General features: G+C 73.3%; 21 protein-coding genes. 14 read left to right on the top strand and 7 right to left on the bottom strand.

Annotated features, from left to right (window positions below; translation table 11 throughout):
- Positions 1–4: 4 nt before the first annotated feature.
- Positions 5–865 carry a metal ABC transporter ATP-binding protein gene (locus NYZ98_RS24765; RefSeq protein ID WP_262845471.1) on the bottom strand — a complete coding sequence of 287 codons (861 nt, stop codon included), beginning with the start codon at positions 863–865 and terminating at the stop codon, positions 5–7.
- Positions 862–1,782, bottom strand: a complete 921-nt coding sequence (locus tag NYZ98_RS24770; protein ID WP_262845472.1) for a metal ABC transporter solute-binding protein, Zn/Mn family — start codon at positions 1,780–1,782, stop codon at positions 862–864. The genes NYZ98_RS24765 and NYZ98_RS24770 overlap by 4 nt, the downstream gene beginning before the upstream one ends.
- Positions 1,783–2,079: 297 nt before the next feature.
- On the opposite strand from NYZ98_RS24770, the gene NYZ98_RS24775 reads away from it, so the two are divergent.
- Positions 2,080–2,973: a TolB family protein gene (locus tag NYZ98_RS24775; protein WP_262845473.1), complete on the top strand. Its 894-nt coding sequence runs from the start codon at positions 2,080–2,082 to the stop codon at positions 2,971–2,973.
- 191 nt (positions 2,974–3,164) lie between these two features.
- Positions 3,165–4,727 carry a phospholipase D family protein gene (locus tag NYZ98_RS24780; protein WP_262845474.1) on the top strand — a complete coding sequence of 521 codons (1,563 nt, stop codon included), beginning with the start codon at positions 3,165–3,167 and terminating at the stop codon, positions 4,725–4,727.
- Positions 4,728–4,763: 36 nt separating this feature from the next.
- Here the strand turns inward: NYZ98_RS24780 and NYZ98_RS24785 are convergent, their stop codons facing one another.
- Positions 4,764–5,783 carry a LacI family DNA-binding transcriptional regulator gene (locus tag NYZ98_RS24785; RefSeq protein ID WP_262845475.1) on the bottom strand — a complete coding sequence of 340 codons (1,020 nt, stop codon included), beginning with the start codon at positions 5,781–5,783 and terminating at the stop codon, positions 4,764–4,766.
- A gap of 164 nt (positions 5,784–5,947) precedes the next feature.
- Here NYZ98_RS24785 and NYZ98_RS24790 point away from each other — a divergent pair, with 164 nt between their 5' ends.
- Genes NYZ98_RS24790 through NYZ98_RS24805 form a run of 4 tightly spaced genes read left to right on the top strand, consistent with a single transcriptional unit; the run spans position 5,948 to position 10,704 of the window.
- Complete coding sequence (locus tag NYZ98_RS24790) at positions 5,948–7,207, top strand: ABC transporter substrate-binding protein (RefSeq protein ID WP_262845476.1); 1,260 nt, start codon at positions 5,948–5,950, stop codon at positions 7,205–7,207.
- Positions 7,204–8,130, top strand: a complete 927-nt coding sequence (locus tag NYZ98_RS24795) for a carbohydrate ABC transporter permease (protein WP_262845477.1) — start codon at positions 7,204–7,206, stop codon at positions 8,128–8,130. The genes NYZ98_RS24790 and NYZ98_RS24795 overlap by 4 nt, the downstream gene beginning before the upstream one ends.
- A complete protein-coding gene (locus tag NYZ98_RS24800) occupies positions 8,127–8,891 on the top strand; it encodes a carbohydrate ABC transporter permease (RefSeq protein WP_262845478.1) in 765 nt (254 codons plus the stop codon). The genes NYZ98_RS24795 and NYZ98_RS24800 overlap by 4 nt, the downstream gene beginning before the upstream one ends.
- Entirely contained in the window at positions 8,884–10,704 is a 1,821-nt protein-coding gene (locus tag NYZ98_RS24805; RefSeq protein ID WP_262845479.1) for a glycoside hydrolase family 127 protein, read from the top strand. The genes NYZ98_RS24800 and NYZ98_RS24805 overlap by 8 nt, the downstream gene beginning before the upstream one ends.
- Before the next feature lie 105 nt (positions 10,705–10,809).
- Here NYZ98_RS24805 and NYZ98_RS24810 read toward each other — a convergent pair whose 3' ends face one another.
- Positions 10,810–11,394: a hypothetical protein gene (locus tag NYZ98_RS24810; RefSeq protein WP_262845480.1), complete on the bottom strand. Its 585-nt coding sequence runs from the start codon at positions 11,392–11,394 to the stop codon at positions 10,810–10,812.
- Between the two features lie 256 nt (positions 11,395–11,650).
- On the opposite strand from NYZ98_RS24810, the gene NYZ98_RS24815 reads away from it, so the two are divergent.
- Positions 11,651–12,385 (top strand): GNAT family N-acetyltransferase, encoded by a 735-nt coding sequence (locus NYZ98_RS24815; protein ID WP_262845481.1) that lies wholly within the window; start codon positions 11,651–11,653, stop codon positions 12,383–12,385.
- Between the two features lie 25 nt (positions 12,386–12,410).
- Here NYZ98_RS24815 and NYZ98_RS24820 read toward each other — a convergent pair whose 3' ends face one another.
- Both NYZ98_RS24820 and NYZ98_RS24825 read right to left on the bottom strand, forming a co-directional pair.
- Positions 12,411–13,205 carry a class I SAM-dependent methyltransferase gene (locus NYZ98_RS24820; protein ID WP_262845482.1) on the bottom strand — a complete coding sequence of 265 codons (795 nt, stop codon included), beginning with the start codon at positions 13,203–13,205 and terminating at the stop codon, positions 12,411–12,413.
- 50 nt (positions 13,206–13,255) lie between these two features.
- Positions 13,256–13,666 (bottom strand): carboxymuconolactone decarboxylase family protein, encoded by a 411-nt coding sequence (locus NYZ98_RS24825; RefSeq protein ID WP_262845483.1) that lies wholly within the window; start codon positions 13,664–13,666, stop codon positions 13,256–13,258.
- A gap of 153 nt (positions 13,667–13,819) precedes the next feature.
- Between NYZ98_RS24825 and NYZ98_RS24830 the strand changes: the two genes are divergently transcribed.
- From NYZ98_RS24830 to NYZ98_RS24850, 5 genes are read left to right on the top strand one after another with little or no spacing between them, the layout of a single operon-like run.
- Positions 13,820–14,365 (top strand): RNA polymerase sigma factor, encoded by a 546-nt coding sequence (locus tag NYZ98_RS24830; RefSeq protein ID WP_262845484.1) that lies wholly within the window; start codon positions 13,820–13,822, stop codon positions 14,363–14,365.
- Positions 14,366–14,384: 19 nt separating this feature from the next.
- A complete protein-coding gene (locus NYZ98_RS24835; RefSeq protein WP_262845485.1) occupies positions 14,385–15,251 on the top strand; it encodes an anti-sigma factor in 867 nt (288 codons plus the stop codon).
- On the top strand, positions 15,248–16,099 hold the full coding sequence (locus tag NYZ98_RS24840; protein WP_262845486.1) for an ABC transporter ATP-binding protein: 852 nt from the start codon (positions 15,248–15,250) through the stop codon (positions 16,097–16,099). The genes NYZ98_RS24835 and NYZ98_RS24840 overlap by 4 nt, the downstream gene beginning before the upstream one ends.
- The gene (locus NYZ98_RS24845; protein WP_262845488.1) at positions 16,096–17,679 is read left to right on the top strand and encodes a hypothetical protein; all 1,584 of its coding nucleotides are present in this window, start codon (positions 16,096–16,098) and stop codon (positions 17,677–17,679) included. The genes NYZ98_RS24840 and NYZ98_RS24845 overlap by 4 nt, the downstream gene beginning before the upstream one ends.
- Positions 17,676–19,433, top strand: a complete 1,758-nt coding sequence (locus tag NYZ98_RS24850; RefSeq protein ID WP_262845489.1) for a pectinacetylesterase family protein — start codon at positions 17,676–17,678, stop codon at positions 19,431–19,433. The genes NYZ98_RS24845 and NYZ98_RS24850 overlap by 4 nt, the downstream gene beginning before the upstream one ends.
- A gap of 21 nt (positions 19,434–19,454) precedes the next feature.
- On the opposite strand, the gene NYZ98_RS24855 is transcribed toward NYZ98_RS24850, so the two are convergent.
- Positions 19,455–19,811 (bottom strand): STAS domain-containing protein, encoded by a 357-nt coding sequence (locus tag NYZ98_RS24855; RefSeq protein WP_262845490.1) that lies wholly within the window; start codon positions 19,809–19,811, stop codon positions 19,455–19,457.
- Positions 19,812–19,916: 105 nt separating this feature from the next.
- Between NYZ98_RS24855 and NYZ98_RS24860 the strand changes: the two genes are divergently transcribed.
- Positions 19,917–23,510: a SpoIIE family protein phosphatase gene (locus NYZ98_RS24860; RefSeq protein WP_262845491.1), complete on the top strand. Its 3,594-nt coding sequence runs from the start codon at positions 19,917–19,919 to the stop codon at positions 23,508–23,510.
- A 152-nt stretch (positions 23,511–23,662) separates the two neighbouring features.
- On the top strand, positions 23,663–25,189 hold the full coding sequence (locus tag NYZ98_RS24865; RefSeq protein WP_262845493.1) for an MFS transporter: 1,527 nt from the start codon (positions 23,663–23,665) through the stop codon (positions 25,187–25,189).
- Positions 25,190–25,201 lie beyond the last annotated feature (12 nt).

The following is a 25,201-nucleotide window of genomic DNA, read 5'->3' on the forward strand; positions in this document are numbered from 1 at the left end:
GTCGTCATGACGGTGCGCCCGGCTCTCGTGGCTCCGGGGCGCCGGCCACGACGATCCGTTCCCCCGTACGGAACACCTCGACCGGGCTGCCGTACAGCTCCGACAGCACCGGGGAGGTCAGGACCTCCTCCGGGGTCCCGATGCGGAACCGGCCGCCGGCCAGGTAGAGCACGCGGTCGGTGAGGTGCAGGATCGGGTTGATCTCGTGGGTGACGAACAGCACCGCCGTGCCGTGCGACCGGCGCCGCCCGTCGATGAGGGCGGACACGGCCCGCTGGTGGTGCGGGTCCAAAGACAGCAGCGGTTCGTCGCAGAGCAGGACGCGCGGGCCGGTCGCCAGGGCCTGGGCGACGCGCACCCGCTGCTGCTCGCCCCCCGACAGCAGCCCGATCGGCGCGTCGGCGTACCCCGCCGCCCCGACCGCCGCCAGCAGTTCCCCGGTCCGCCGCCGGGCCCGCGCGCCGCCGGTGGGCAGGCCCCACCGGTGGCCGTCGATCCCCAGCCGGACCAGGTCGCGCGCGCGGAGCGGGGTGTGCGCGGCGGCGGCCTTGTGCTGCGGGATGTACCCGATCAGGTCGCTGCCCCGGCGCGGGGGCCGCCCCCGGACCAGGAGCGTGCCCGCCGACAGCGGCCGCACGCCGAGCAGCACGCGCAGCAGGCTGGTCTTGCCCGACCCGTTCGGACCGAGCACGGCGACGAACTCGCCGCGCCGCAGGTCGAGGTCCAGCCCCTGCCAGAGCGTGCGGTCGCCGTACGACAGCGCGGCGCCCCGGAGGCTGAGCTCGGCCTGTGCGGTGACACGCGCGTGTCCCTGATCCCGCCCGTTACCGTCGCCCGGTGGGGTGGCACCGCCCCGGCCGCTCATCGGCCGAGGGCCGTGCGCAGGGCGGCGAGGTTGGCGGTCATCCACCCGATGTAGTCCTGGCCCGCGGGAAGCGTCTCGGTGACCGGGACCACCGGGACCCCGGCGTCCGTGGCGGCCCGTCTGACCTGCTCGGTCTCGGGTCCGGCGGTCTGCTCGTTGTACACCAGGGCCTTGACCCGGCCGCCGCCGAACAGGGCCAGCGTCTCGCGCAGGACCGACGGGGAGACGTCGTCGCCCTCCTCGACGGCCTCGCTGAACGCGGGCGGGGTGGCGTTCCGCAGCCCGGCGGCCCGCAGCATGTACAGCGGGACCGGTTCGGTGACCGCCACGGCCGCCCCGCCGGAGGTCCGCGCGAGGGCGGCCTCCTGGTCGACCAGCGGCCGGAGCCTCAGCCGGAATGCCTTGGCGCCGGCGGCGTAGGTCGCGGCGCCGGCGGGGTCGACGGTGCCGAGCGCGGCCGAGATCCGGTCGGCGAGCCTGCCCATCGCGGGCAGGTCGTACCAGACGTGCTCGTTGAGCTCCTCTCCCGGCGGCGCGGTCCTGCCGGAGATCGTGACGGCGTTGAGCAGGACGGCCGGACCGTTCCCGGCCGCCTTGAGCAGGGTGTCGACGAAGTCGTCGTAGCCGCCGCCGTTCTCGATGACCACCCGGGCCTTGGACAGCGCGAGCCGGTCGCGGGTGCCTGCCTCGTAGGAGTGCGGGTCCTGGGCGGGGTCGGTGACGAAGGAGGTCACCGCGACCCGGTCCCCGCCGACCTGCCGGGCGATGTCGCCGTACACGTCGGTGGAGGCCACCACGCCGACCGGCGGCGCGGAGCCGGTCGCGCTCGCGGCGGCGGGGTTCGCGGCGGGGCTCGCACAGGAGGTGAGGGCCAGAAGGGCGAGGCCCGCCAGAGCGGGCGGGAGGGGATGACGCACGGAAGCACCTCAAAAGAAACGATAACGATTTTCATCACAAGATAGCATCCGATGACAGGGCACGGACCAGGGCCGGGGGAGAAGCCCGGCGAGAGATCCTGTCCCCGGCGAGCGCGTGCGGTGAGACGAGCGGCCGATGCTCGGACCACGTCGGCTCGGGTACGTCCGGGCGGTGGCCAGGGAACCGCACCTGCCGTAGGGCGGGCGGGTGGTGAAGATTGCCCAACGAACCTCGTGATGGGGAGACGGGCGCGCTTGGAACGCAGCAAACTGATCACCCTCACAACGGGAGATCATGTGAAACTGCACTTATCCGCCGGTGCCGCGATCGTCGTCGCGCTCACCCTGGCGCCGTCCGTTCCCGCCGGCGCCGACCAGGCGGTCACCGCCCGGCGCCCGCTCACCGGAGCGGCCGTCTACTTCGAGTACAAGGCCGACGCGTTCGGCGTCGACCGGTACGCGCCGGGCACGGGGTTCGCCCGGGTCGGCCGGGCGCCGGGGAACAACCAGTTCTCCGCCTCGCCCGACGGCAGGAAGCTCGCGTGGATCACGATCAACGGGAAGCTCGTGGTCAGGGCCGGGGGCAGGACCAAGGCCATCGCCACGACCCCGCCCGGCGGCCCGTGCGCCACGCCGGCGTGGTCGCCCGACGCGAAGCGGGTCGCGTTCGTCGGCAAGGGCGACGTCGTGACCATCGTGAACGCCGACGGCACCGGCAGGCGCGCCGCCGGCCGGACCGCCGGCGTCTGCCACCTCGCCTGGTCGGGCGACGGCCGCTACCTGGCGGGCTACGCGGGCACCGCCGACGCCGTCCACCGGCTCGACCTCACGACCGGCAGGGCGGCGCGGGCCAAGGGCGTCAAGCTCGTCAACCACGTGCAGGGCCTGTCGCGCGACGGGCGCAGGGTCATCATCCACACCGTCCCCCGGGGCGGTTCGCTGGGCGACGGCGCCTGGCCCGCCACCTTCCCGCCGTCGATCGTCGACGTGGTCACCGGGGCGAAGGTGCCGATCCCGGTCACGGGCCGGCTCATCGGGGCGTGCTACCTCGCCGACGGCCGGCTGGTCGTCCGCGTGGCCGGCGCCGTCCACAACACGCTGGTGGTGCTGGACGAGGCGGGCAAGGAGCTGCAGCGGCTCCCCGAGCCCGCCGCCGCGCGGAAGCGGGGCCTGCTGCGGGTCCTGGCCTGACGGCGCGAGACACCGTCCGCTGGTCCCCTGGCCTGACGGCGCGGGGCGTTGTCCGCTCGCCTCCCGCCCGACGGTGCCGGGCATCGTCCGCAAGCCGTGACCGCGCCCATCCGGGTACGCCGTGGGTGAGATCGGACGAAACGGACCGCCCAGGAGGACTGATCCCCTCCTGGGCGGGTAGCCGGAAGCGAATGCGGATCCAGGAGTGGTTCCTCACCGACGAGGAACGAGACAACCCCGCGACCCGGCTCGACGCCTGGACCACGGGCAACGACGTGCGGCCGCTCATCCACGGCGCGACGTACTTCGCCGAGCTACGGGCCCGCATCGACGAACTGGACGAGAACGACCTCCTGCTGTTCGCCGACTGGCGCGGCGACCCCGACGAGCGGCTCACCGAAGGCGGGCCCGGTATCGGCGAGGTGATGTCCGGTGCGGCGGGCAGAGGGGCGCTGGTCAGAGGGCTCATCTGGCGTTCCCACCTGGACCGGCTGCGCTTCAGCTCGGCGGAGAACCGCCACCTCGGCCAGGAGATCGAGGAGGCGGGCGGCCAGGCGATCCTCGACACGCGGACCAAGCTGGGCGGGTCGCACCACCAGAAGTTCGTCATCCTGCGCCACGACGAGGACCCCGCCGCCGACGTGGCCTTCGTCGGCGGCATCGACCTGTGCCACAGCCGGCGCGACGACGCCGACCACCTGGGCGATCCGCAGGCGTGCCCGATGCCCGGCGCGTACGGGCCGAGGCCCCCCTGGCACGACATCCAGGTGCGCGTCAAGGGCCCGGCGGTCGCCGAGGTGGAGAAGGTGTTCCGCGAGCGCTGGCAGGACCCCGCGCCCGAGACCAGGGACCCGATCAGGTGGCTGCGCGACCACCTCGCCAAGATGGACGACAACCCGCCGCTGCCCGACCCGGCGCCGCCGCCCCCCGTGGCGGGCACGCACGCCGTGCAGATCCTGCGCACCTACCCCGCCAAGCACGGCGGCTACCCGTTCGCGCCGGACGGCGAGCGGAGCGTCGCGCACGCCTACCGCAAGGTGCTCGCCAGGGCCCGTTCCCTGGTCTACCTGGAGGACCAGTACCTGTGGTCCACCGACGTGATCGAGCCGTTCGCCGAGGCGCTGCGGCGCGAGCGGGACCTGCGCATGGTCATCGTGGTACCGCGCCTGCCCGACCAGGACGGCTGGCTGGCCGGGCCCGCGAGCCTCATCGGCAGGGTCGAGGCGCTGAACAGGCTGCGGTCGGCGGGCGGCGACCGGGTCGCGATCTACGACCTGGAGAACCACGAGGGCACCCCCGTGTACGTCCACGCCAAGGCGTGCGTGGTCGACGACGTGTGGGCCTCGGTCGGGTCCGACAACGTCAACCTGCGCTCGTGGAGCCACGACTCCGAGCTGAGCTGCGCCGTCCTGGACGAGCGGGAGGACCCGCGCCCGCCGCACGGCGCCGGGAGGTTCGCCCGTGACCTGCGCCTGGCGCTCGCGGCCGAGCATCTGGACCTGCCCGGCGAGGGCGCGGAGGTGGACCGGCTGTGCGATCCGGTCGCCGCGTTCGACGCCTTCGCCGCGGCCGCGGCCGGGCTCGAGGCCTGGCACGCGGGAGGCCGCCGGGGGCCGCGCCCGCCGGGGCGGCTGCGCCCGCACCCCGCCCCCGAGCTGTCGCGCGCCCGCAAGCTGCTCGCCATGCCGCTGTACCGGTTCGCCGTCGACCCCGACGGCCGCCCGCCGGCGCTGCGCAGGTCGAAGGGCTTCTGACCCCGGCGCCCCGTACGGGCCCGCTGCCCGGCGGGGTCAGATCGCGCTCGGGCCTGTCGAGTCGCGGATGACCAGGTGGCAGGGCATCCGATGCACCCCGGGCGTCGCCCTGCCGTCGATCGCCGCGAAGAGGTGCTGCGCGGCGGTGCGGCCGAGCGTCTCCAGGTTCATGTCCACCGTCGTCAGGGCCGGGCGGATCTCGGTGGAGAGCACCTCCCAGTTGTCGTAGCCCACCACCGCGATGTCGTCCGGCACCCGGCGGCCACGCTCGCGGGCCGCCTCGATGAACCCGGCGGCGATCTGGTCGCTCCCGCAGAACACCGCGTCGACGTCCGGCTCGCCCATCAGCACCATCTCGGCGGCGTGCCGCCCCCACCGCTGCGACCAGGGGCCGTTCAGCGTCTCGCCCGCCTGGGCCAGCCCGGCCTCCGCCAGGGCCAGCCGCACCCCCTCGGCCCGGTCGGCGGCCGCCTTGTAGTCGGGGGGGCCGGTGACGTGCGCGATCCTGCGCCGCCCCATGGCCACCAGGTGCCGGACGGCCAGGCCCGCGCCGCCCACGTCGTCGGGGACGAACGACACGTCGCGCGGGTCGTCGGACATCCCGTACGCGTAGACCACCGGGATCGGCAGGTCGCGGCTGATGGACGGGCGGACGTCGGTGCTCTCGCCGACGACGATGAGGCCGTCGACGCGCCGCGACAGCAGCGTGCGGACGTAGTACTGCTCCCGGATGGCGTCGCCCCGCGCGTCGCACAGCATCACCGCCATCTCGCCGGCGCCGAACGCGTCCTCGGCGCCCAGCAGCACGGGGATGCCGAACCTGCCCACGCTGTCGCTGGTGAGGAGCCCGACCGTGCGGGTCTGCCCGGACAGCAGGCCCTTGGCCAGGGCGTTGGGCTGGAAGCCGAGGTCCTCGGCCACCCTGAGCACCCGCTGCCTGGTCTCGGCGCGCACGTTGTCCTTGCCGTTCAGGGCCTTGGACACGGTGGCGATCGACACGCCGGCGAGAGCGGCCACGTCGCTGATGGTCACCGCTCGCGACCGCTGACCTGCCATGTGTGAAAACCCTTTTCAGTAGGCGGCATGCCGTGTGGGAAACGGCTGCCCGCGTCGGAGTCAAGTTACGCCAGGCCATTGACACATGTCCAGGTTTCTCTTATGTTCCGAAAACCTTTTAGTTTTGTTTCGAAGCGTGGCGGGGGACGCCGGAAGGAGAGCTCATGCATCCGCGTACGCCGGTCGCCGTCGCCCTGCTCGGCGCGTTGACGCTGACAGCCTGTGGCGGAGGCGGCACGGCCGCCGGGCCCGCGGCGAGCGGGGCCACGATCACCATGTGGACCCGCGCCGCGACCCAGGCGCAGAGCGAGCGGCTGGTCGCCGCCTACAACAAGGGACACAGGAACCAGGTCAAGCTCACCGTCATCCCCACCGACAACTACCAGCCGCGCATCGCCGCGGCGGCGGGCGCCAAGCAGCTCCCCGACGTGTTCGCCGCCGACGTCATCTTCGTCCCCAACTACACCTCGCAGGGACTGTTCCTCGACATCACCGACCGCGTCGACGCCCTGCCGTACAAGGACTCCCTGGCGCCCTCGCACATGAAGCTGGGCACGATGGAGGGCAGGCGGTACACCATCCCGCACACCCTGGACCTGTCGGTCTGGTTCTGGAACAAGGACCTGTACGAGAAGGCGGGACTCGACCCCGAGAAGGGGCCCTCGACGCTGAAGGAGTTCGCCCGGCAGGCCACCACCGTGGACGAGAAGCTGGGCAAGGACGGCAAGGTCAGCGGCACCTTCTTCGGCGGCAACTGCGGCGGCTGCTACGTCTTCACGTTCTGGCCCTCGGTCTGGGCCGCGGGCGCGCAGGTCATGAACGCCGAGGGCACGACCTCGCTGAACGACCGGCCGCCGATGACGGACGTGTTCAAGATCTACCGCGACCTGTACGACAAGGGCGTCACCGGCGGGACGACCAAGGAGGAGCAGGGGCCGACCTGGACCGGGTTCTTCCCCAAGGGGCAGATCGGCGTCATGCCGATGCCGTCCACCACCCTCGGCCTGATGCCCAAGGACATGAAGATCGGGGTCGCGCCGATCGCCGGGCCCGACGGCGGCGAGTCCACCTTCGTCGGCGGCGACTCGGTCGGCATCTCGGCGACCTCCAAGCAGCCCGACGCCGCGTGGGACTTCCTGTCGTGGACCGTCTCCGACGAGGCGCAGGTCGAGGTCATGGCCAAGAACAAGGACGTGCTCGCCAGGACCGACCTGTCCAGCAACAAGTACTCCTCCGAGGACCCGAGGGTGGTCCTGATCAACTCGCTGGTCGGCAAGGGCCAGACCCCGTACGCCGCGCGCTTCGGCCAGACCTTCAACGACCCGCAGGGGCCGTGGCTGCGCCTCGCGCGCGAGGCCGTGTTCGGCGACGCCGCCAAGGTGCCCCAGCTCAACGCCGAGATCGACAAGTCGCTGCAGCAATGACGGTGACACTCACCCGGATCGGCGGGCGGCGGGTGCGCTCGGCACCCCCGCCCTGGTGGCGCGGCAGGAACGCGCTGGGCTGGCTGTACGCGGCGCCGACGGCGCTGATCGTCGGCGTGCTGTTCGTGGCGCCGCTGGTCCTGGTCGGCTGGATGTCGCTGAACCGGTGGCCGCTGCTCGGCCAGGCCCGGTTCAACGCCCCCGCCAACTACGCCAAGATCGCCGACAACACGCTGTTCGTCGACTCCGTGCTGTTCACGCTGAAGTACACCGTGATCATCACGGTCCTGCTGTCGGTGTTCGCGCTCGGCCTGGCCCTGCTCGTGCAGGAACGGCGGCCGGGGGTCGGCTTCTTCCGCACGGCGTTCTTCCTGCCGGGGTCGGTCGGGCTGGCCACCGCGGCCCTGCTGTTCTACGGCATGCTGAACAACGACTTCGGCCCGATCGACCCGATCCTGCGGGCCCTCGGCATCACCGACGAGCCGGTGAAGTGGATCGGCACCCCGGACATGGCGCTGTTCTCCACGATCGCGCTGGTGCTGTGGCGGTTCGCCGGCTTCAACATGCTGATCCTGCTCACCGGCCTCCAGGCGATCCCGGTCGAGGTCTACGAGGCGGCCAGGTCGGACGGCGCCAACCGGTGGCAGATCTTCACCAGGATCACCATGCCGCTGCTGCGCCCGACGATCGCGCTGATGCTGATCCTCAGCATCACCGGGTCGCTGCTCGCCTTCGACCAGTTCTTCATCTTCACCAACGGCGGCCCCGACAACAGCACGGTCTCGATGGTCATGGTCATCTACCGCGACGCGTTCTTCCGCTTCGACCTCGGCGGGGCCGCCGCCGGCTCGGTCGTGCTGCTGGCCGGGCTCGTCGCGCTGAACGTCGTCCAGATGCGGGTACTCCGGAAGAGGGAGCGGTGAGGTACTACACCACGATGTCGGCTCTGGCCGTGTTGTTCCTGTTCCCACTGGTGTGGAGTGGCTGGTCCTCGCTGCGCGAGCCGGGGGACTACGTCGAGATGGCGCGCTTCGGCGAGGGCGTCGGAACGTACCTGACCAACAGCCTGCTGGTCTCGGTCATGACCGTGACCGGCACGCTCGCGGTGTCGGCGCTCGGCGGCTACGCCTTCGCCCGGTTCGACTTCCCCGGCAAGAACCTGCTGTTCCTCACCACGCTGGCGATCCTGATGGTGCCCTACGCCACCATCCTGCTCCCGCTCTACGTGCTGCTCGGCTACATCGGCCTGCAGAACTCCCTGGTCGGGCTGTCGCTGGTCTTCGTCATGTTCCAGCTCCCGTTCGCGCTGTTCATGATGCGCAACGCCTTCGAGGCGATCCCGCGCGAGCTGGAGGAGGCCGCGCTGGTGGACGGGTGCGGCACCTTCCGCGCCCTGACCCGCATCCTGCTGCACGCCGTACGGCCGGGGCTGGTCACCGTCGGGCTGTTCGCGTTCCTGGCCTCCTGGAACGACTTCTTCGCACCGCTCATCCTGCTCAACGACGGGGCCAGCTTCACCCTGCCGGTGGCCGTGGTCAGCATGACCCAGAACACCTTCGGCGCCATCGACTACGGCATGTTGCAGGCCGGCGTCATGGTGATGGCCGTGCCCTGCCTGATCCTCTTCATCATCCTGCAGCGCCACTACGTGCGCGGATTCATGTCTGGAGCCTTGCGTGGTTAATCCCGTCGTGCCGTCCTCGGGCGCGCTGACCCCTCTCGGCCTCGACGCGGTACGGCTGGCGTCCGGGTTCTGGGGGGACAGGGTCGCGCTCAACGGCGAGGTCATCATCGCCCACTGCCAGGAGTGGATGGAGAAGGAGGGGTGGATCGGCAACTTCCGCGGCGACCTGCCCCGCCGTGGCCGCGAGTTCAGCGACTCGGAGATCTACAAGCTGCTCGAAGGCATGGCGTGGGCCGGCCACCCCGCCCTGCCCGAGCTGGCCTCGGCCGTCGCCGGGGCGCAGAAGGAGGACGGCTACCTCAACACCCGGTGGAACGACGACCGCTACAGCGACCTGGAATGGGGGCACGAGCTCTACTGCTACGGGCACCTCATCCAGGCCGGCGTCGCCCGCCTGCGCACGCACGGCGAGGACGAGTTCACCGAGGTCGTGCGCAGGGCCGCCGACCACGTCTGCGACCGGTTCATGCACTCGACGCAGACCTGCGGCCACCCGGTGGTGGAGATGGCGCTCGTCGAGCTGTACCGGGCCACCGGCACCGAGCGCTACCTGGAGATGGCCCGCAGGTTCGTCGAGCGCCGGGGGACGCCCGCCCTGGACGACATCCCCTTCGGCCGGGCCTACTTCCAGGACGACATGCCGGTGCGGCGCGCGGAGGTGTTCCGCGGGCACGTCGTGCGCGCGGTCTACCTCGCCTCCGGGGCGGTGGACGTGGCCGTCGAGACCGGCGACGACGAGCTGCTCGCGGCGATCGAGGCCCAGTGGGAGCGCACGGTCGCCCGGCGCACCCACCTGACGGGCGGCATGGGCTCGCACTTCATCGACGAGGCGTTCGGGGAGGACTTCGAGCTGCCGCCCGACCGCGCCTACTCCGAGACCTGCGCGGGCATCGGCTCGATCATGCTGGCGCACCGGCTGCTGCTGGCCACCGGCCGGGTGCGGTACGCCGACCTGGCCGAGCGCACGATGTACAACGTGCTCGCCACCTCGCCCGCCTCGGACGGCCGCTCGTTCTTCTACGCCAACCCGCTGCGCGTGCGCGTCCCGGCGCCGCCGCCCGAGGGGGTCAACCTCCGCGCGGACGGCGGGTTGCGCTCACCGTGGTTCACCGTCTCGTGCTGCCCGAACAACATCGCGCGCACCCTCGCCTCGCTGCCCGCCTACCTGGCGACCACCGACCAGGGCGGCGTTCAGATCCACCACTACGCCTCGGGGGAGATCCGGCACGGTGGCCTGCTGCTGCGGGTCGAGACCGACTACCCGCGCTCGGGCGCGGTGACCGTGCGCGTCGCCGAGGGGGGCGGCCCGGCACGGCTGTCCCTGCGGATCCCGAACTGGGCGCACGGCTCGACCCTCGGCCAGGTGTCCCCCGGCGGCGTGGACGAGCGGGTGGTGGAACCCGGGTACGCCGTCGTGGAGCGGGACTGGCGGCCCGGCGACGAGATCCGGCTCGGCCTGCCGATGGCGCCCCGCTGGACGCGGCCGGACCCCCGGATGGACGCGCTGCGCGGCTGCGCCGCCGTCGAGCGCGGGCCCGTCGTGTACTGCGCCGAGTCGCCCGGCGACGAGGCGGACCTGGACGGGATCGAGGTCGGCCCGGCCGCGCCGGTCGAGCACGACGCCGGCGGGACCGTCGAGGTCGAGGTCGAGGCCGTACGCGGCCGGCCCCCGGGCGGCGCGTGGCCGTACACGACCGGTACGCGCCCGGCGGCCGAGCCGGGGGAGGAGACGCGGTTGCGGCTGGTCCCGTACCACGGCTGGGGCAACCGCGGCCCGGCCACGATGCGCGTCTGGCTGCCCGTCAGGGACTGAGGAGGGCGCGGAAGAACAGCGGGGACCTGGCGGGGTTCTCCGTACGGCCCGCGGGCCGGGCCGCCGTCGCGCACGAGACCCGGCCCGCGGGGGTCACTGCGGCGGTCAGCGCCGGCGCCGGAGGGCCTTGCGCTCCTTGATGTACCGGCCGCTCGGCGGCAGCCAGAGCAGGACGAGGCCCACGAGGCCGGCGACGAGCCCCACCGCGTCGAGCGCGAGCACCGACGTCGGGCCGACGTCGGTCACGTCACGGACCCAGACGCCGCTGGCCAGCAGCACGAAGATGATGAGCGTGACGCGCGCCCAGTTGCGTCCGCCGCGCGTCCACAGCGCGAAGGCCAGCGTGATGATCCCGAAGACGACGGAGACGACGGCGCGCAGCCACAGGGTGTTGTACCCCTCGGTGAGCGTGGCGTCGATCAGCGACGAGGAGTCCTTGGGCATGAAGCCCAGCTCCTGGACGAAGACGTCGTTCACGATCGGGCGCAGTGCCTCCTTGCCCTGGATCAGCAGGATCACCAGGACGCCGACGGCGGCCAGCGCGCTGAGCGCGATGCCCAGCACCCCCGCGGTGATCGTCATCGGGACGGGGACCGGGCCACTCGCGTGCACGGGCCCGCCGGCCGGCGCGTACGCGTGCTGGGGCCGGTTGTCGGGCGGACCCGCGGTGGACATGTGCGGTGAGTTCACGGATTCACTTCCTGGCTGAAGGGGGTGAAGCGCTTGACTTGGCCGTCGAACGCTCAGAGCTACATATCCTTGGGCGTTCCACTCCGTTCCATCCCGTTCCGCCTTTCGCGTGCGACCGGCCGTTCCAGGCGTACGGCGGGTCGTGAGCGCTTCGGCGCCTGGGCCTTGGGCGTGGGGGTGCTGGTAAAAACCGACAAAAGGGATATGATTTACTCTACTATTCATGTAGGAATATGGGGTATCTGGGAGGAGTGCCATGACGGAGGCGTACGTGGACACCGGGCACGGTGAGCCGGAGGCGCGCGCGGCCCATCCGCTGAACGACCCCGCGTGGGCGTCGCTGACCGGGCCGCACGCCCACCTGGCGGAAAGGCACGGCAACGTGCTGCGCTACCCGGCCGACGTGTCTCCGTTCCTCGCCCTGCCCGAGCGGCCGGACCCGGGCGACTGGGCCGCCGCCGCCGCGCTGGCCGGCCCCGGCGGCCTGGTCCCGCTGGCCGGGGTGAAAGCCCCGCCGCCCCAGGAATGGGAGATCGTCATGCGGCTGCCCGGCGTCCAGCTCGTCGGCGACGACGTGGCCTCCCGCCCGTACGAGGAGGCCGTGCGCCTCGGCCCCGGTGACGTGCCGGAGATGCTGGGCCTGGTCGAACGCACCCGACCCGGCCCCTTCCTGCCCCGCACGATCGAGATGGGCACCTACCTCGGCGTACGGCGCGGCGGCGCGCTGGTCGCGATGGCCGGCGAGCGGCTGCACCCGCCGGGGTGGACCGAGATCAGCGCGGTCTGCACCGACGACGCGTACCGGGGCCAGGGGCTCGCGACCCGGCTGGTGCTCGCCGTCGCCGCCGGGATCCGCGACCGGGGAGAGACGCCGTTCATGCACGCGGCGGCCGGGAACACCGGCGCCATCCGCCTCTACGAGTCCCTGGGCTTCCGCCTGCGCCGCACCCTCACCTTCCTCGCCGCCCGCGTCCCCCTCCAGCCCACCTGACCCTCCAGCGCCTCGCGCCGGGGCTTCACGTCCTGGGCGTCACACGCAGTTCGGTCATGTAGCGCTTGGCGATACGACCGCCGTACCGCTCGTCGATCAGGGACTTGAGGCAGGCCAGCAGGCCGGCCAGCGCGTCCCGCGGCAGCGCCCGATGGTTGGAGTAGGTGCGCAGCAGGCGGAGGTACCGCGCGGACGAGTACCACTCCTCCCACTCGTAGCGGCGGAAGACCGCCGGCCCGAACAGCTCCGACCCCTCCAGTTCGGCGGTGTCGAAGGGGATCTCCGCCGAGGGCTGCAGCCGCAGCCCCGGCGGCGTCGCCGGGTCGAACCGCTCGTAGCAGCGCTGCGACTCGGGGAAGAAGTCCTCGGTGCCGCCGGCGATGTGATGGGTGCCGACCGTCGCCAGGACGCCGCCCGGGCGCAGCACGGCGGCCGACTTCACCAGCCGCACCGCCGGGTCGACCCAGTGGAACGCCGTCGCCGAGACCACGACGTCGAACGGCAGGTCCGGCGGCGGCCAGTCCTCGAAGGCCGACGTCACGACGTCGGCCAGCGGGAAACGCCGGAGATTGCGGCGGGCGACGGCGGCCATCTCCGCGCCCAGCTCCACCGCGACGATCGAACACCCGCGCCCGGCCAGCGGCACCGTGGCCTGCCCCGTCCCGCAGCCGATCTCCAGCACCCGGCATCCCGCGCCGGTCCCCGCCAGCTCGTCCAGGTCGGCGAACAGCTCGGGCGGATACCCCGGGCGGACCTGGTCGTACAGCTCGGCGTCCTCGGTGAACGTCCTGCGCAACATCTCCCGCTCGCTCCCACCCACCCCCGAACCCTACCGGCCCCCACCTCCACCGGGCCGAGATCCGGAGGCGATCAGCCGACGGGCAGCAGGCCGCGCTCGCCGAAGACCTTCTTGGCGACGAAGGTGGCGTTGAGCGCCTTCGGCATGCCGCAGTAGACCGCGGAGTGCAGCAGCGCCTCGACGATCTCTTCGGGGGTGAGGCCGACGTTCAGGGCGGCGTTGACGTGGACCTCGAGCTGGGGCTCGCAACCGCCGAGGGCGGTGAGCATGCCGAGGGTGACCAGCTGCCGGTCGCGGGGGACCAGACCGGGGCGGTCGTAGATGTCGCCGAAGGCCCAGGCGACGACCTGGTGACCCAGCTCGGGGGAGATGTCGGCCAGGGCGTCGATGACCTTCTGGCCGGCCTCCCCGTCGACGCGGCTGAGGACCTCCATGCCGTGGTCGAAACGGTCCTTGCGGCTCTCGGTGGGCGCGGTGCTCATATACGTTCCGTGAGGGGCGTCTTCGCTGTTCATGAGCACGAGACTAGAACTTGGAGCGCACTCCAGGTCAAACGCCCGCAGACCCCTGGAACGCGGACGGTGATCGCGCACCGGAGCGTGAACCGTTCCGCGGGCCCGATCCGATGAGGGGGTGTGAGCGCCTTACCTGAGCAGAGCGACGCGGAATTGCTGGCCGCGATCACGGCCGGCGACCGCTCCGCGTTCGAGGCGCTGTACCGGCGCCACGGGCCGTGGCTGACGGTCCGGCTGCGGTACCGGTGCCCGGACGCCGCCCTGGTGGACGACGCGGTCCAAGAGACGTTCCTGGCGGTATGGCGGGGTTCGGCCAGGTACCGGGAGGGCGGTGACGTCGCCGGCTGGCTGTGGCGGATCGGCTTTCGGCGGCTGGTCGACACGATCCGCGGTCAGCGCGCCCGCGACCGGCTGCTGCGGCTGCTGGCCGGTCGCCGCTGGGGTGCCGAACCCTCGGCCGAGGAGGAACTGCTGCTGGGCGTGGAGCACGGCGACCTGGCCGGGGCGCTGGCCCGCCTGTCCCCGGACCTGCGCGCGGTCATGCAGGCCACGGTGCTGGACGGGCTGAGCACGCGCGAGGCGGCATCCCTGCTGGGGATCCCGGTGGGCACCGTCAAGACCCGGGCGATGCGGGCCCGGCGGCAACTGCGCGCGGACCTGACATGACGACCCTGGGAGGTGGGCGATGAGCGCCGATGACTGGCACGTCGCGGACGACGACCTGCGGGCCTACGCCGACGGCGCGGCGCGGCCGCCGTGGCTGTGGTCGGCCGAGGCGCACCTCGGGACCTGCCCGCACTGCCGCCGGCGACTGGCGCGGTGCCTCGGCCCGGCGGTGGTCCACGCCGGTTGGGCGCGGCTGGACGCCGAGCTTGACGCCCCCCGGCCGGGGCCGGCCGAGGCGCTCCTGGTACGGCTGGGTGTGGCGGCGCACACCGCGCGGCTGCTGGCCTGCACGCCGGGACTGCGCAGGTCGTGGCTCGCCGCGGTGGGCTTCACCCTCGCGGTCACCACGGGCGCCGCGCACCTGGGCCGGTCGATGACGGTACCGATCCCGCTGCTCGCCATCGCCCCGTTGCTCCCGCTGATCGGCGTGGCGATCTCGTTCGGCCCACGTGTGGACCCCAGCCACGAACTGGCCGTCGTCGCGCCCCTGCACACGTTCCGCCTGCTGATGCTGCGTTGCGCGTCGGTGCTGGCCGCGACCACGGCGCTGACCGGAGTGGCCAGCGTCGCGGTGCCGGAGTCCGGCGCGGTGGCGCTCGGCTGGCTCGCCCCGTCGCTGGCGCTGACCCTGCTGAGCCTGGCCCTGATGCCCCGGCTCGGCCCGGTCACGGCACCCGTCGCCGTGGGGTCCGGGTGGCTGGCGCTGCTGGGGGCCACCGTGCAACGCGCCACCGGTGAGTCGGTCCTGTTCACCGCGCCCGGCCAGGCCGGGCTCGCGGCCGGTGCCGCCGTCGCGGCGCTGGCCCTGTGGAAGGCCCGGAGCGCCTTTGACACCACCCACCACCTGGGTCGCGTCGCCGACCCGAGCACGAGGAGGACGATGTGACGACGTTACGGGCCGAGGGACTGTCGCTGCGGTTCGGGCGCACGACGGCTTTGGAAGACGTGACGTTCGCGCTGGACGACGGGGTCACCGGGCTGCTCGGGCCGAACGGCGCGGGCAAGACCACGCTGCTGCGCATCATGGCCACCGCGATCCCGCCGGACTCCGGGCACCTGCGCGTCCTCGGCGCGGACCCGCGTGGCGCCGCCGGGCGGCTGGCGATCCGGCGCCGCCTCGGGTACCTGCCGCAGAGCCCCGGTTTCCACCAGCACTTCACCGCGTTCGAGTTCGTCGACTACATCGCGATACTCAAGGAGATCGTGGACGGCCGGCACGCCGAAGTACGCCGGGTGCTGCACGCGGTCGGTCTGGACGACCAGCGCGGCAAGAAGATCAAAGCCTTGTCCGGGGGGATGCGCCAGCGCGTCGGGCTGGCAGCGGCGCTGCTCGGCGACCCGGCGCTGGTGATCCTCGACGAACCCACCGTCGGCCTGGATCCCGAGCAGCGGCTGCGGTTCCGCGAGCTCATCGCGCTCATCGGCGAGGGCCGCACCGTGCTGCTGTCCACCCACCAGACCGAGGACGTCGCCAGCGTGTGCCGGCACGTCATCGTCCTGGACCAGGGCCGGATCCGGTTCGAAGGCGATCCGGTGGCGCTGGCCGGTGTGGCGCGTGGCCGGGTGTGGACCGGCCCGGCCCGCGCGGACGGCGCGCTCGCCGCCTGGCGCACCGGCAACGGCGACTACCACAACATCGGCGACCCGCCGCTCGGCGCGCGGCTGGCCGACCCGGGCATCGAGGACGGGTACCTGATGTTGATCGCCGCAGGCCCGGCGGGGCGTGCCGCATGACCGCGACACCGGCCGAAGCACCCGGCACGCCGGCGGCCGGCGCCGCCGCGCCGCTCCGGGCCGTCCTGGCGCTGGCCCGGGCGGAGACGGCACGCATGCTCCGGCACCCGGTAACGGCCGCCGCGGCCCTCCTGCTGGCCGGCGGCTGGGTGTCGGCCTGGTTCGTGATCGGGACGACCCGCTACCCCGTCTTGCAGGACCTCGACGGCGACGGCACGACAGGCGTGATGGTCCTGCTCGGCGGCGCCGCGCTGATCGCCGGCAACCTCGCCGTGCTGCGGGCGCGGCGCGACGCCACCACGGGCCTGAGCCAGGTGCTCGTCCTCCCGGACCACGCGCGTACCCTCGCGCACCTGCTCGCCCTGCTCCCGCTCGCCGTGGCCGGCGGCGTCCTGGTCCTCGCCCGCATGGCGGTCCTCGCGCTCGGCGCCCCGGCGGCGGGCCGCCCGAACCCGTACGAGCTCGCGACCGGGCCGGCCGCCGTCCTGCTGCTCGGCGCGCTCGGCGTGCTGCTGGGCCGGCTCGGCCGGTCGGCGGTACTCGCGCCCCTGGCGCTGCTCGTCCTGCTCGCCGGCCTCGTCGCACTCGAACCGCTCGCCCACGGCCGGCCTGCCCTGTGGCTGGCACCGCAGGGCGGGTCGGCCCTCCAGATGCCCGCGCCGGTGTCCCTGATCGCCCGCCCGGTCGCGGCCCACCTCGGGTACCTCCTCGGCCTGGCCGGCCTGCTGGCCACGGCCGCCATGCTGCGCGCCGGTGCCCGCGGCGCCCGGGTGGCCGTCGCCGGGGGGGTGGCGCTGGCCTGCACGATGGCGGGCGGCACGGCACAACTGTCCCCGCCGGATCGCGCCGTCGCCCTGGCCCGGACCTCGGTCACGCACCACCCGTCCCGGTACGAGACCTGCCGGGAGCTCGGGCACGTCACCTACTGTGCCTTCGCCGATTTCAGCCGGTGGATCCCCGCGTGGGACACGGTCGTGCGGGCGGTCGTGGCCCAGGTGCCCGCCACGGCCAGGCCCGCGCGGCTGACCGTGCGGCAACGCCTCGCGATCCTCGGCTTCGACGGCGGCATCGGGCCGGCACGTCTGCTCGCCGCCTGGCGGGCCGACGACGCCGCCGCCGGCACCCCCGGAGCGATCGGCGTCGACACTCAGTGGGGTGACGGCCCGGCCGCCGCCGACCTCGCCGCGCAGGTCGCCTACCGGCTGGTCACCGGCCGGACCGGCGGGGCGCGCGCCGGGGAACGTGACGGCGTCACCGCCTGCGGGGGCGCGGGCGTGCTCGTCGTCTGGCTCGCCGGGCAGGCCGGCCCGCTGGCCCGTACCGGGCTGCGCCTGCTCGCCGAAGAGGCGCGCGACGAACGGGGTGGCGTCTCGTTCCACGAGACGCGGCTGTTCCCCGCCGTCTTCGTACCGGCCCCCGAACTCGCCGTGGCGACGGAGGCGCTGGCCCGCCCGGACGCCGGCGTCGCCGCACGCGTCCAGCGGTCCTGGGCCACGCTGACCGCGCCCGGCACGAACGCCGCGCGGGCCGCCGAGATCCTCGGTGTACCCGCGCCCGCCGCGAGCACGGCCTGCCGATGAACACCAGGATCCTGTCACCGCTGCTGCGGTCCACCGCGCGCGCCATCACGTGGCGGCCGGCGGCGGCCGGCGCGGTCCTGGGGGCGGCCATCCTGCTGGTGCCCGAGGCGCTGAGCGCGAGGCTGACCGCCACCCACCTGACCACGCTGGCCCGCATCGCGGCGATCTGCGTCGCGCTCGGCGCGGCGTTCCTCCTCGACGACCCCGCCACCCGCAGCACCTCCGCGGTGCCGGTTCCGCGCCTGGCCCGCAACCTGGTCAGGGCCGCCGTGGCAGGGCCGGCCGTCGCGCTGTGGTGGGCGCTCACCCTCGGCCTCGCGAGGACGACCGGCCATCACGAGGCCGCCGCGCACCTGCCCGTCGCCGCGTTGACGCTGGAGGCGGCGACCCTGCCGGTCGCCGCCCTCGCCCTGGCCGCCGTCGCGCAGCGGCGCACCACCGACGGGAACACGGGCGTCGTCGCGGCGCCGGCCCTGCTGCTCCTCGCGGCAGTCGCCTGGTTCCTGCCGCATCCGGCGGCGCTGCTCCTCACGCCCGCCGACCCGGGCTGGGAGGCGTCGCACCACCGCTGGGCCGCCGTCCTCGCGGCCGCGCTCGTGGCATTCCTGTGGGCGGGCCACGAGCGGCCGCGGCTGCCGCGCGTATGGCGGCTCACCGCCGTCGCCGTATCGGTGCTGCTGGTGGGCGCGGGCACGGCGTCCGCCTTCCGCGGTGACGGCGAGCGAGCCGCCGCCCCGCCACTGGGGAGCGTTGAAACCGGGACGCACGCGTGGGAACAGATCGTGCCGGGCGGCGAGTGCCGGTGCGCCGACGGCGGCACGTTCTCCTTCTGGGAACGGCGCGCCGATCCGGCCAGGGTCGTGCTGTTCCTGAACGGCGGAGGCGTCTGCTGGGACGCCACGATGTGCGCCTTCACCAGCACCGGCCAGCCGGGCGAGAACGCCTTCTACGACTGGAACGACCAGGGCGGCCAGCGACCGTACGACCAGCGGTCCGGATTCTTCGACCTGACCAGGGCCGGCAACCCGTTCGCCGGATACTCGATCATCTACGTGAGCTCCTGCACCGGCGACGCGCACCTCGGCGACGTCGCCCGGACGTACTCACCGACGCTGACCGTCCAGCACCGCGGGTACGTCAACGGCACCGCGGCGCTCGCCCACCTCGCCACGCACTATCCGGACGCCGCACAGGTCGTCGTCATCGGCAAGACCGCGGGGTCGATCGCCGCCCCCCTCTACGGCGGCCTGGTCGCCGACCGGCTCCCGCACGCCAAGGTCACCGTGTTCGGCGCGCAGTCCGGCGCCTGGCCCGGCGACCCCGGCTTCAACGCCAAGGTCCTCGGCAGGGCGTGGGGCGCCTATGACGCCGCGCCCGCCTGGGCCACCGACGGGCTCACCGTCCGCGGCTGGGGCATCCCCCGGTTCTGGGTCCAGGCCGCCCGCCATGCTCCTGACCTCGTCCTGGCCCGCTTCGACTACGCCTTCGACCCCGCCGCCGCCGTGGAGGCGACCAGATGGATGCCCGGGGACCCACCGGACCTGCTGGCCGTCATCGACGCCAATGAGGCCGCGATCGAGGCCGCAGGAGTGACCCTGCACAGCTACACGGCGCCCGGCGCGGCCCACGGGCTCTTCGAGTTCGACAGGTTCTACGACCTCGAGGTCCGCGGCGTCCACCTGGTCGACTGGCTCGGGCGGCTCACGACCGGCGAACCGCCCGGTGACGTCCACTGCGGCGACTGCCGCCGGTGATGGAACCCCGCGCGGCGGTGATCAGCGGGAGATCGTGGCGATGGCCGTGCGGGCGGTCTCGACGTCGTCGTGGACCGGGAGCCAGTCGGCGAGGCCGGTGAGCCACAGCACGCGGGTGCGGGCCCGGTCGGCCCCCGCCACCGCGAGCATCCCGCCGGCCTCGCGGGCGCGGGCGTGGTAGTCGGCGATGAGGCCGAGACCGCTGGAGTCGAGGAACGTCACACCCGACAGGTCGAGGATCAGGCTCGCGCCGGGGCCGGTGAAGTGCGCGGCCAGGCGGGCCGCGAGGTCGGGCTTGGTCACCGCGTCCAGGTCCCCGCCGACCGCCAGCACCGTGATGCCGTCGATGTGGCTCGTCGTCAGCCGCAGTCCCCTCATCGCCATCACCTCCCTCTGCCGCCCATGGCCGACCTACCTTGCAGTGGTGACTGTAGGACACACTTCTCCCAGCATGTAACGCCGGACGTCACATTAGAGGGAGCAATGCGCAGACCACCGCTGTCGGGTATCGAGGCGACGCTCTCGGGCGGCGGCGCGATGGGCGCGCTGATGCTCGCGCACGACTGGCCGGCCACCCCGCTGGGGCCGATGCAGGACTGGCCGCAGAGCCTGCGCAGCTCGCTGAGCGTCTGCCTGGCGTCCCGTTTCCCGATGTTCGTGTACTGGGGCCCGCACCTGGTCCAGCTGTACAACGACGCGTTCGTCCCCATCCTGGGCGGCAAGCACCCCCACGCGCTGGGCCAGTCGGCCGAGGAGGGCTGGCGGGAGGCCTGGGACACGGTGGGGCCGATGCTGGAGCACGTCCTGAGCAGCGGGGAGGCCACCTACTTCGAGGACCTGCCGGTCATCCTCCAGCGTTCCGGCTTCCCAGAGGAGTGCTACTTCACCTTCTCCTACAGCCCGGTCCGGGACGAGGACGGCCAGGTCAGCGGGGTGGTCGGCGTGGTCAGCGAGACCACGGGACGGGTGCTGGGCGAGCGCGGCCTGGCGGTCCTGCGAGAGCTCGGCGAGCGCACCATGGCCGCCACCTCGGCCGCCCAGGCGTGCGCCCACGCCGCCGAGGTCTTCGCCCGCCACGCCACGGACGTGCCGTTCGCGCTGCTGTACCTTCTCAGCGACGACGGCCAGGAGGCCACTTTGGCCGGCACCGCCGGCCTGGAACCGGGCGGCCCACTCAGCCCGCCGACGGTCACCCTGCCGGACGGCACGCCGGGCGGGACGGTATCTGGCGAGGGTGATCACCTCTGGCCGCTGGGCGAGGCGAGGAGCGGGGTCGTGGAGGTGGGCTCCCCGCGCGTCGCCGAGGTGGCGCCGGCGCCCCGGGCGGGCTTCGCCCCCGCCAGCAGGGCCATGGTGCTGCCGATAGGCCGGGCCACCGGCGAGCAGCCCGCGGGCCTGCTGGTCATCGGCCTCAACAGCGGCCGCCCCCTGGACGAGGACTACCGCACCTTCCTGCAGCTGGCCACCGGACACGTGGCCGCCGGGATCGCCAACGCCACCGCCTTCGAGGCCGAACGCCGCCGCGCCGAGCAGCTCGCCGCCCTCGACGAGGCCAAGTCGAGGTTCTTCGCCAACGTCAGCCACGAGTTCCGTACCCCGCTCACCCTGATGCTGGGCCCGCTGGAGGACACTCTGGCCGACCCGCTGGGGCTGCGACCCGAGGACCGCGAGCGCGTCGAGATGATCCAGCGCAACGCCCTGCGGCTGCTCAAGCTGGTCAACACCCTGCTGGACTTCTCCCGTTCCGACGCCGGCGCCACGCGGCCCCACCTCGTGCCCACCAACCTGGCGCGGCTGACCACCGAGCTGGCCGGCCTGTTCCGGCCCGTACTGGAACGCGGCGGGCTGCGGTTGCTCGTCGACTGCCCGCCGCTTCCCCGTCCGGTCCTGGTCGACCCGGACATGTGGGAGAAGATCCTTTTCAACCTGCTGTCCAACGCCTTCAAGTTCACCTTCGACGGCGAGGTCCGCGTGTCCGTCCGGGCCGAGGGCGAGCGCGTACGAGTGAGCGTCAGCGACACCGGCGCCGGGATCCCCGAGGCCGAGGTGCCCCACCTGTTCGACCGCTTCCACCAGGTGAGCGGCACGCCGTCCCGCAGCGAGGAGGGCAGCGGCATCGGGTTGTCGCTGGTCGCCGAACTGGTCCGGCGGCACGGCGGCGCCGTCGAGGTGACCAGCACCCTCGGCGCCGGCAGCACCTTCACCGTCCTCCTCCCCTTCCACCCATCCCTCCACCCCACCCCGGCCATCCCGGACCCTGAGACCGTGCCTTCCGGATTTGAGATCGTGGCCCCCGGATTTGAGATCGTGGCCCCCGGGATTGAGATCGTGGCCCCCGGAAGTGAGCTCGTGACTCCCGGGGGTGGGACCGTGGCGGATGGGTGGAGTTCCGGTGATCGGTCCACGGCGTTCGTGCAGGAGGCGCTCGGGTGGGCCCCGCCGGTGGTGCCGGGCCCTGAGGAGCCGGCGCCGGAGGTGCTGATCGTCGACGACAACTCCGACATGCGCGCCCACCTGACCCGCCTGCTGGCCCCGCACTGGCGGGTGCGGGCGGTGCCCGACGGCCGGGCCGCGCTCGACGTGATCGCCCAGGTGACCCCCGAGCTGGTCCTGACCGACGCCATGATGCCGCGGCTCGACGGGTTCGCCCTGATCAAGGCGTTGCGTGCCGGCGACGCCACCCGGCACATCCCGGTGATCATGGTGTCGGCGCGGGCGGGGCAGGAGGCCACCGTCGAGGGCCTGGACGCGGGCGCCGACGACTACCTGATCAAACCCTTCACCGCCGCCGAGTTGCGCGCCCGCGTCCGCACGCACCTGCTCACCGCCCGCCAGCGCCGCCAGGCCGCCGGCCGCCTCCAGTCCCTGGCCGACCTCACCCTGCGGCTCAACGCCGGCCTCGACCCGGTCCGCATCGCCGAGGTCCTGTGCGCCGAACTCGTGCCCGCGTACGCCGGCGGCTGCGCCGTCTGGCCGCACCCCGACTCCGAACGACTCGCCTTTGAGCAGGGCGCCAACCGGCTCGACCCTTCGACCCCGGAGCGCCCGCTCCACCTCACCACCGCCCCCGGCCTGCCCGACATCGCCCACGCCGTCCTGCGCCGATCCCCCACCCCGCCGTACGCCACCCTCGGACAACCTCCGGACGCCGCCCGCCCCGAAGACGGCGACGGCGTGCCGGGGGAGGGTGAGCTTGTGTTGGCGCTCGTTCTTCCCGGGTCGAACGGGGTGGCGCGTACGGTCGGTGTGGTGCGGCTGGTCGCGCCCACTCCGGCCGCCTCCCACCCCGACGAACGGCCCTACCTGCGTGAACTCCTCGACCGGACCGCGCTCGCCCTGGCCAACGCCGAGCGGTACGACCGCGAGCACCACATCGCCCTGCACCTGCAGCGGTCCCTCCTGCCGCAGGCCCTGCCCGTCCTGGACGGCGTCACCCTGGCCGCCCGTTACGTCGCCGGGGCGGCCGGACACCAGGTGGGCGGCGACTGGTACGACGCCTTCGTCCTGCCCGGCGGCCGGGTCGGGCTGACCATCGGCGACGTCATGGGCAGGGGTGTGCGGGCCGCCGCCCTGATGGGCCGGTTGCGCACCGCCGTCCGCGTCTACGGCCTGGAGGGCATGCCCCCGGCCACCCTGCTCGACCGGCTCAACGCTTTCCTGCACAGCGGGGACGAGCGCCAGTTCACCACCCTCTGCTACGGGATCTACGACCCGGCCACGCGACGGCTGGAACTCGCCAACGGGGGACACCTGCCCCCCGTGCTCGTCCCGGCGACCGGCCAGGCGCGGCTGCTGCCCGTCCACCACGGTCTCGCGCTCGGTGTCGGCGCCACCTTCACCTACACCTCCCAGGGTTTCACCGTGCCGCCCGGGTCGGCGCTGCTGTTCTACACCGACGGCCTGGTCGAGACCCGCCGGCAGCCGATCGCCGAGCGCCTCGGCCTGCTGTGCGACGCGCTGACCGGCCATGCGGGCGACCCCGACGCCCTGTGTGCCCGCGCCATGTCCGCCCTGCCACCCGGCGACTCCGCCCCCGCCGACTCCGACGACATCGCCCTCCTCGCCCTGCGAACGTGACACCGCCGTACACCCGGAGGTCGCCGAGCGCATCGCGGCATTGAGGTCCTCGCCATCGAGGAGGAGCCGGGGGCGTCCATGGCCCGATCCTAGCGGAGTGAGCACTCACTCGATATTGACGGAGTGAGTGCTCACTCCGTAGCGTTGAAGGCATGACGACTTTCACCTCTGATGAGCCGCCGTCCACCGCGCGGCGCGGCGTGATCGCCGCCGCCGTGCTGAGCTGTGCCTTTCTCGGCATCCTGGACGGCACGGTGACGGGCACCGCGCTGCCGCGCATCGTCGCCCAGCTTGGTGGTACCGGCACCTGGTACGTGTGGGTGACCACCGCCTACCTGCTCACCTCCACCGTCACGGTGCCGTTGTACGGCCGGTTCTCCGACCTGTACGGCCGTCGCGCCCCGATGCTGATCGGGCTGGGCGTGTTCCTGGCAGGATCGCTGGCCTGTGGCGCCGCCCAGTCCATCACCGCCCTGATCGTCTTCCGCGCCTTCCAGGGGCTGGGGGCGGGGGCGCTGCTCACGGTGGGCATGGCCGTGGTCCGCGACCTGTATCCACCCGGCCGCATGGCCGGCATGGCGCGCATGCAAAGCGCCCTGGCCGGCATGCTCGTCGTCGGATTGATCGGCGGCCCGCCGGTCGGCGGAGTGCTCGCCGACCACGCCGGATGGCGGTGGGCGTTCCTGCTCAACCTCCCCATCGGCCTGGTCGCCGGCGCCGTCCTGGTGGCCGCGCTGCCCCGCACCCGCCCCGAGACCACGGGCGCCGGGCGAGTCGACCTGGCGGGCATCGCGTCGCTCACCGCCGGGCTGTCGCTGGTTCTGCTGGGGCTCAGCCTCAAGGGGGAATCCGAGCGCGGCTGGGCCGATCCGCTGGTGGGCGTCCCCCTGCTGGCGGGCGGCGCCCTGCTTGTCGTCCTGGTCGCGGTGGAACGGCGCGCGGCGGAGCCGATCGTGCCGCTTCGCCTGTTCGGGCACCGCGCCTACGCGGCGATCATCCCGGCCGGTTTCTTCTTCCAGGCCGCCACCCTGCCCGCCGGCGTCTTCCTGCCCCTGTACCTGCAACAGGCGCGCGGGTACACCGCGACAGCCTCCGGGCTGCTCCTCCTGCCGATGCTGGCCGGCATGGTGGCGGGCAACCGGCTCACGGTCGTCGCCCTCGTGCGCACCGGACGGCCGAGGCCCGCCCTCCGGCTCGGCGCCATGCTGGTGGTCGCCGGAAGCGTCCCCTTCCTCACCCTGAGCGCCCGTACCCCACCGCTGGTGATCGCCTTCTGCCTGCTACTGATCGGAATGGGCACCGGGCCCGCGATGGGCGGCGCCAGCGTCGTGGCCCAGAACAGCGTTCCCCGCGCGGACATCGGCACCGCCACCGCCGGCTCCATGCTGACCAAGCAACTCGGGGGCGCGGTCAGCCTGGCCCTCGGCCAGTCGCTCTTCGCCGGCCACCTGGCCCGCGGCGGGGCCACGGCCCTGACGGCGGGGATCGGCACCACGCTGGCCTGGATCGGCGGCCTCGGCGGGCTGCTCGCCCTGACCGCGATTCTTCTTATGCCCGACATCCGCCTCACCGGGCCGGCGGGGGCCGGGCCGCATTCCACCGAGTCCGGCTCCGGTTCCGGCGGTTCCGGCGGTTCCAGCGGTCACGGCGGGGACGTCGAGGCAGGCGTCCGGGGCTGAGGGACCGTCGTG

It is taken from the genome of Sphaerisporangium corydalis (genome assembly GCF_025506355.1).
GTDB lineage: Bacteria > Actinomycetota > Actinomycetes > Streptosporangiales > Streptosporangiaceae > Sphaerisporangium > Sphaerisporangium corydalis.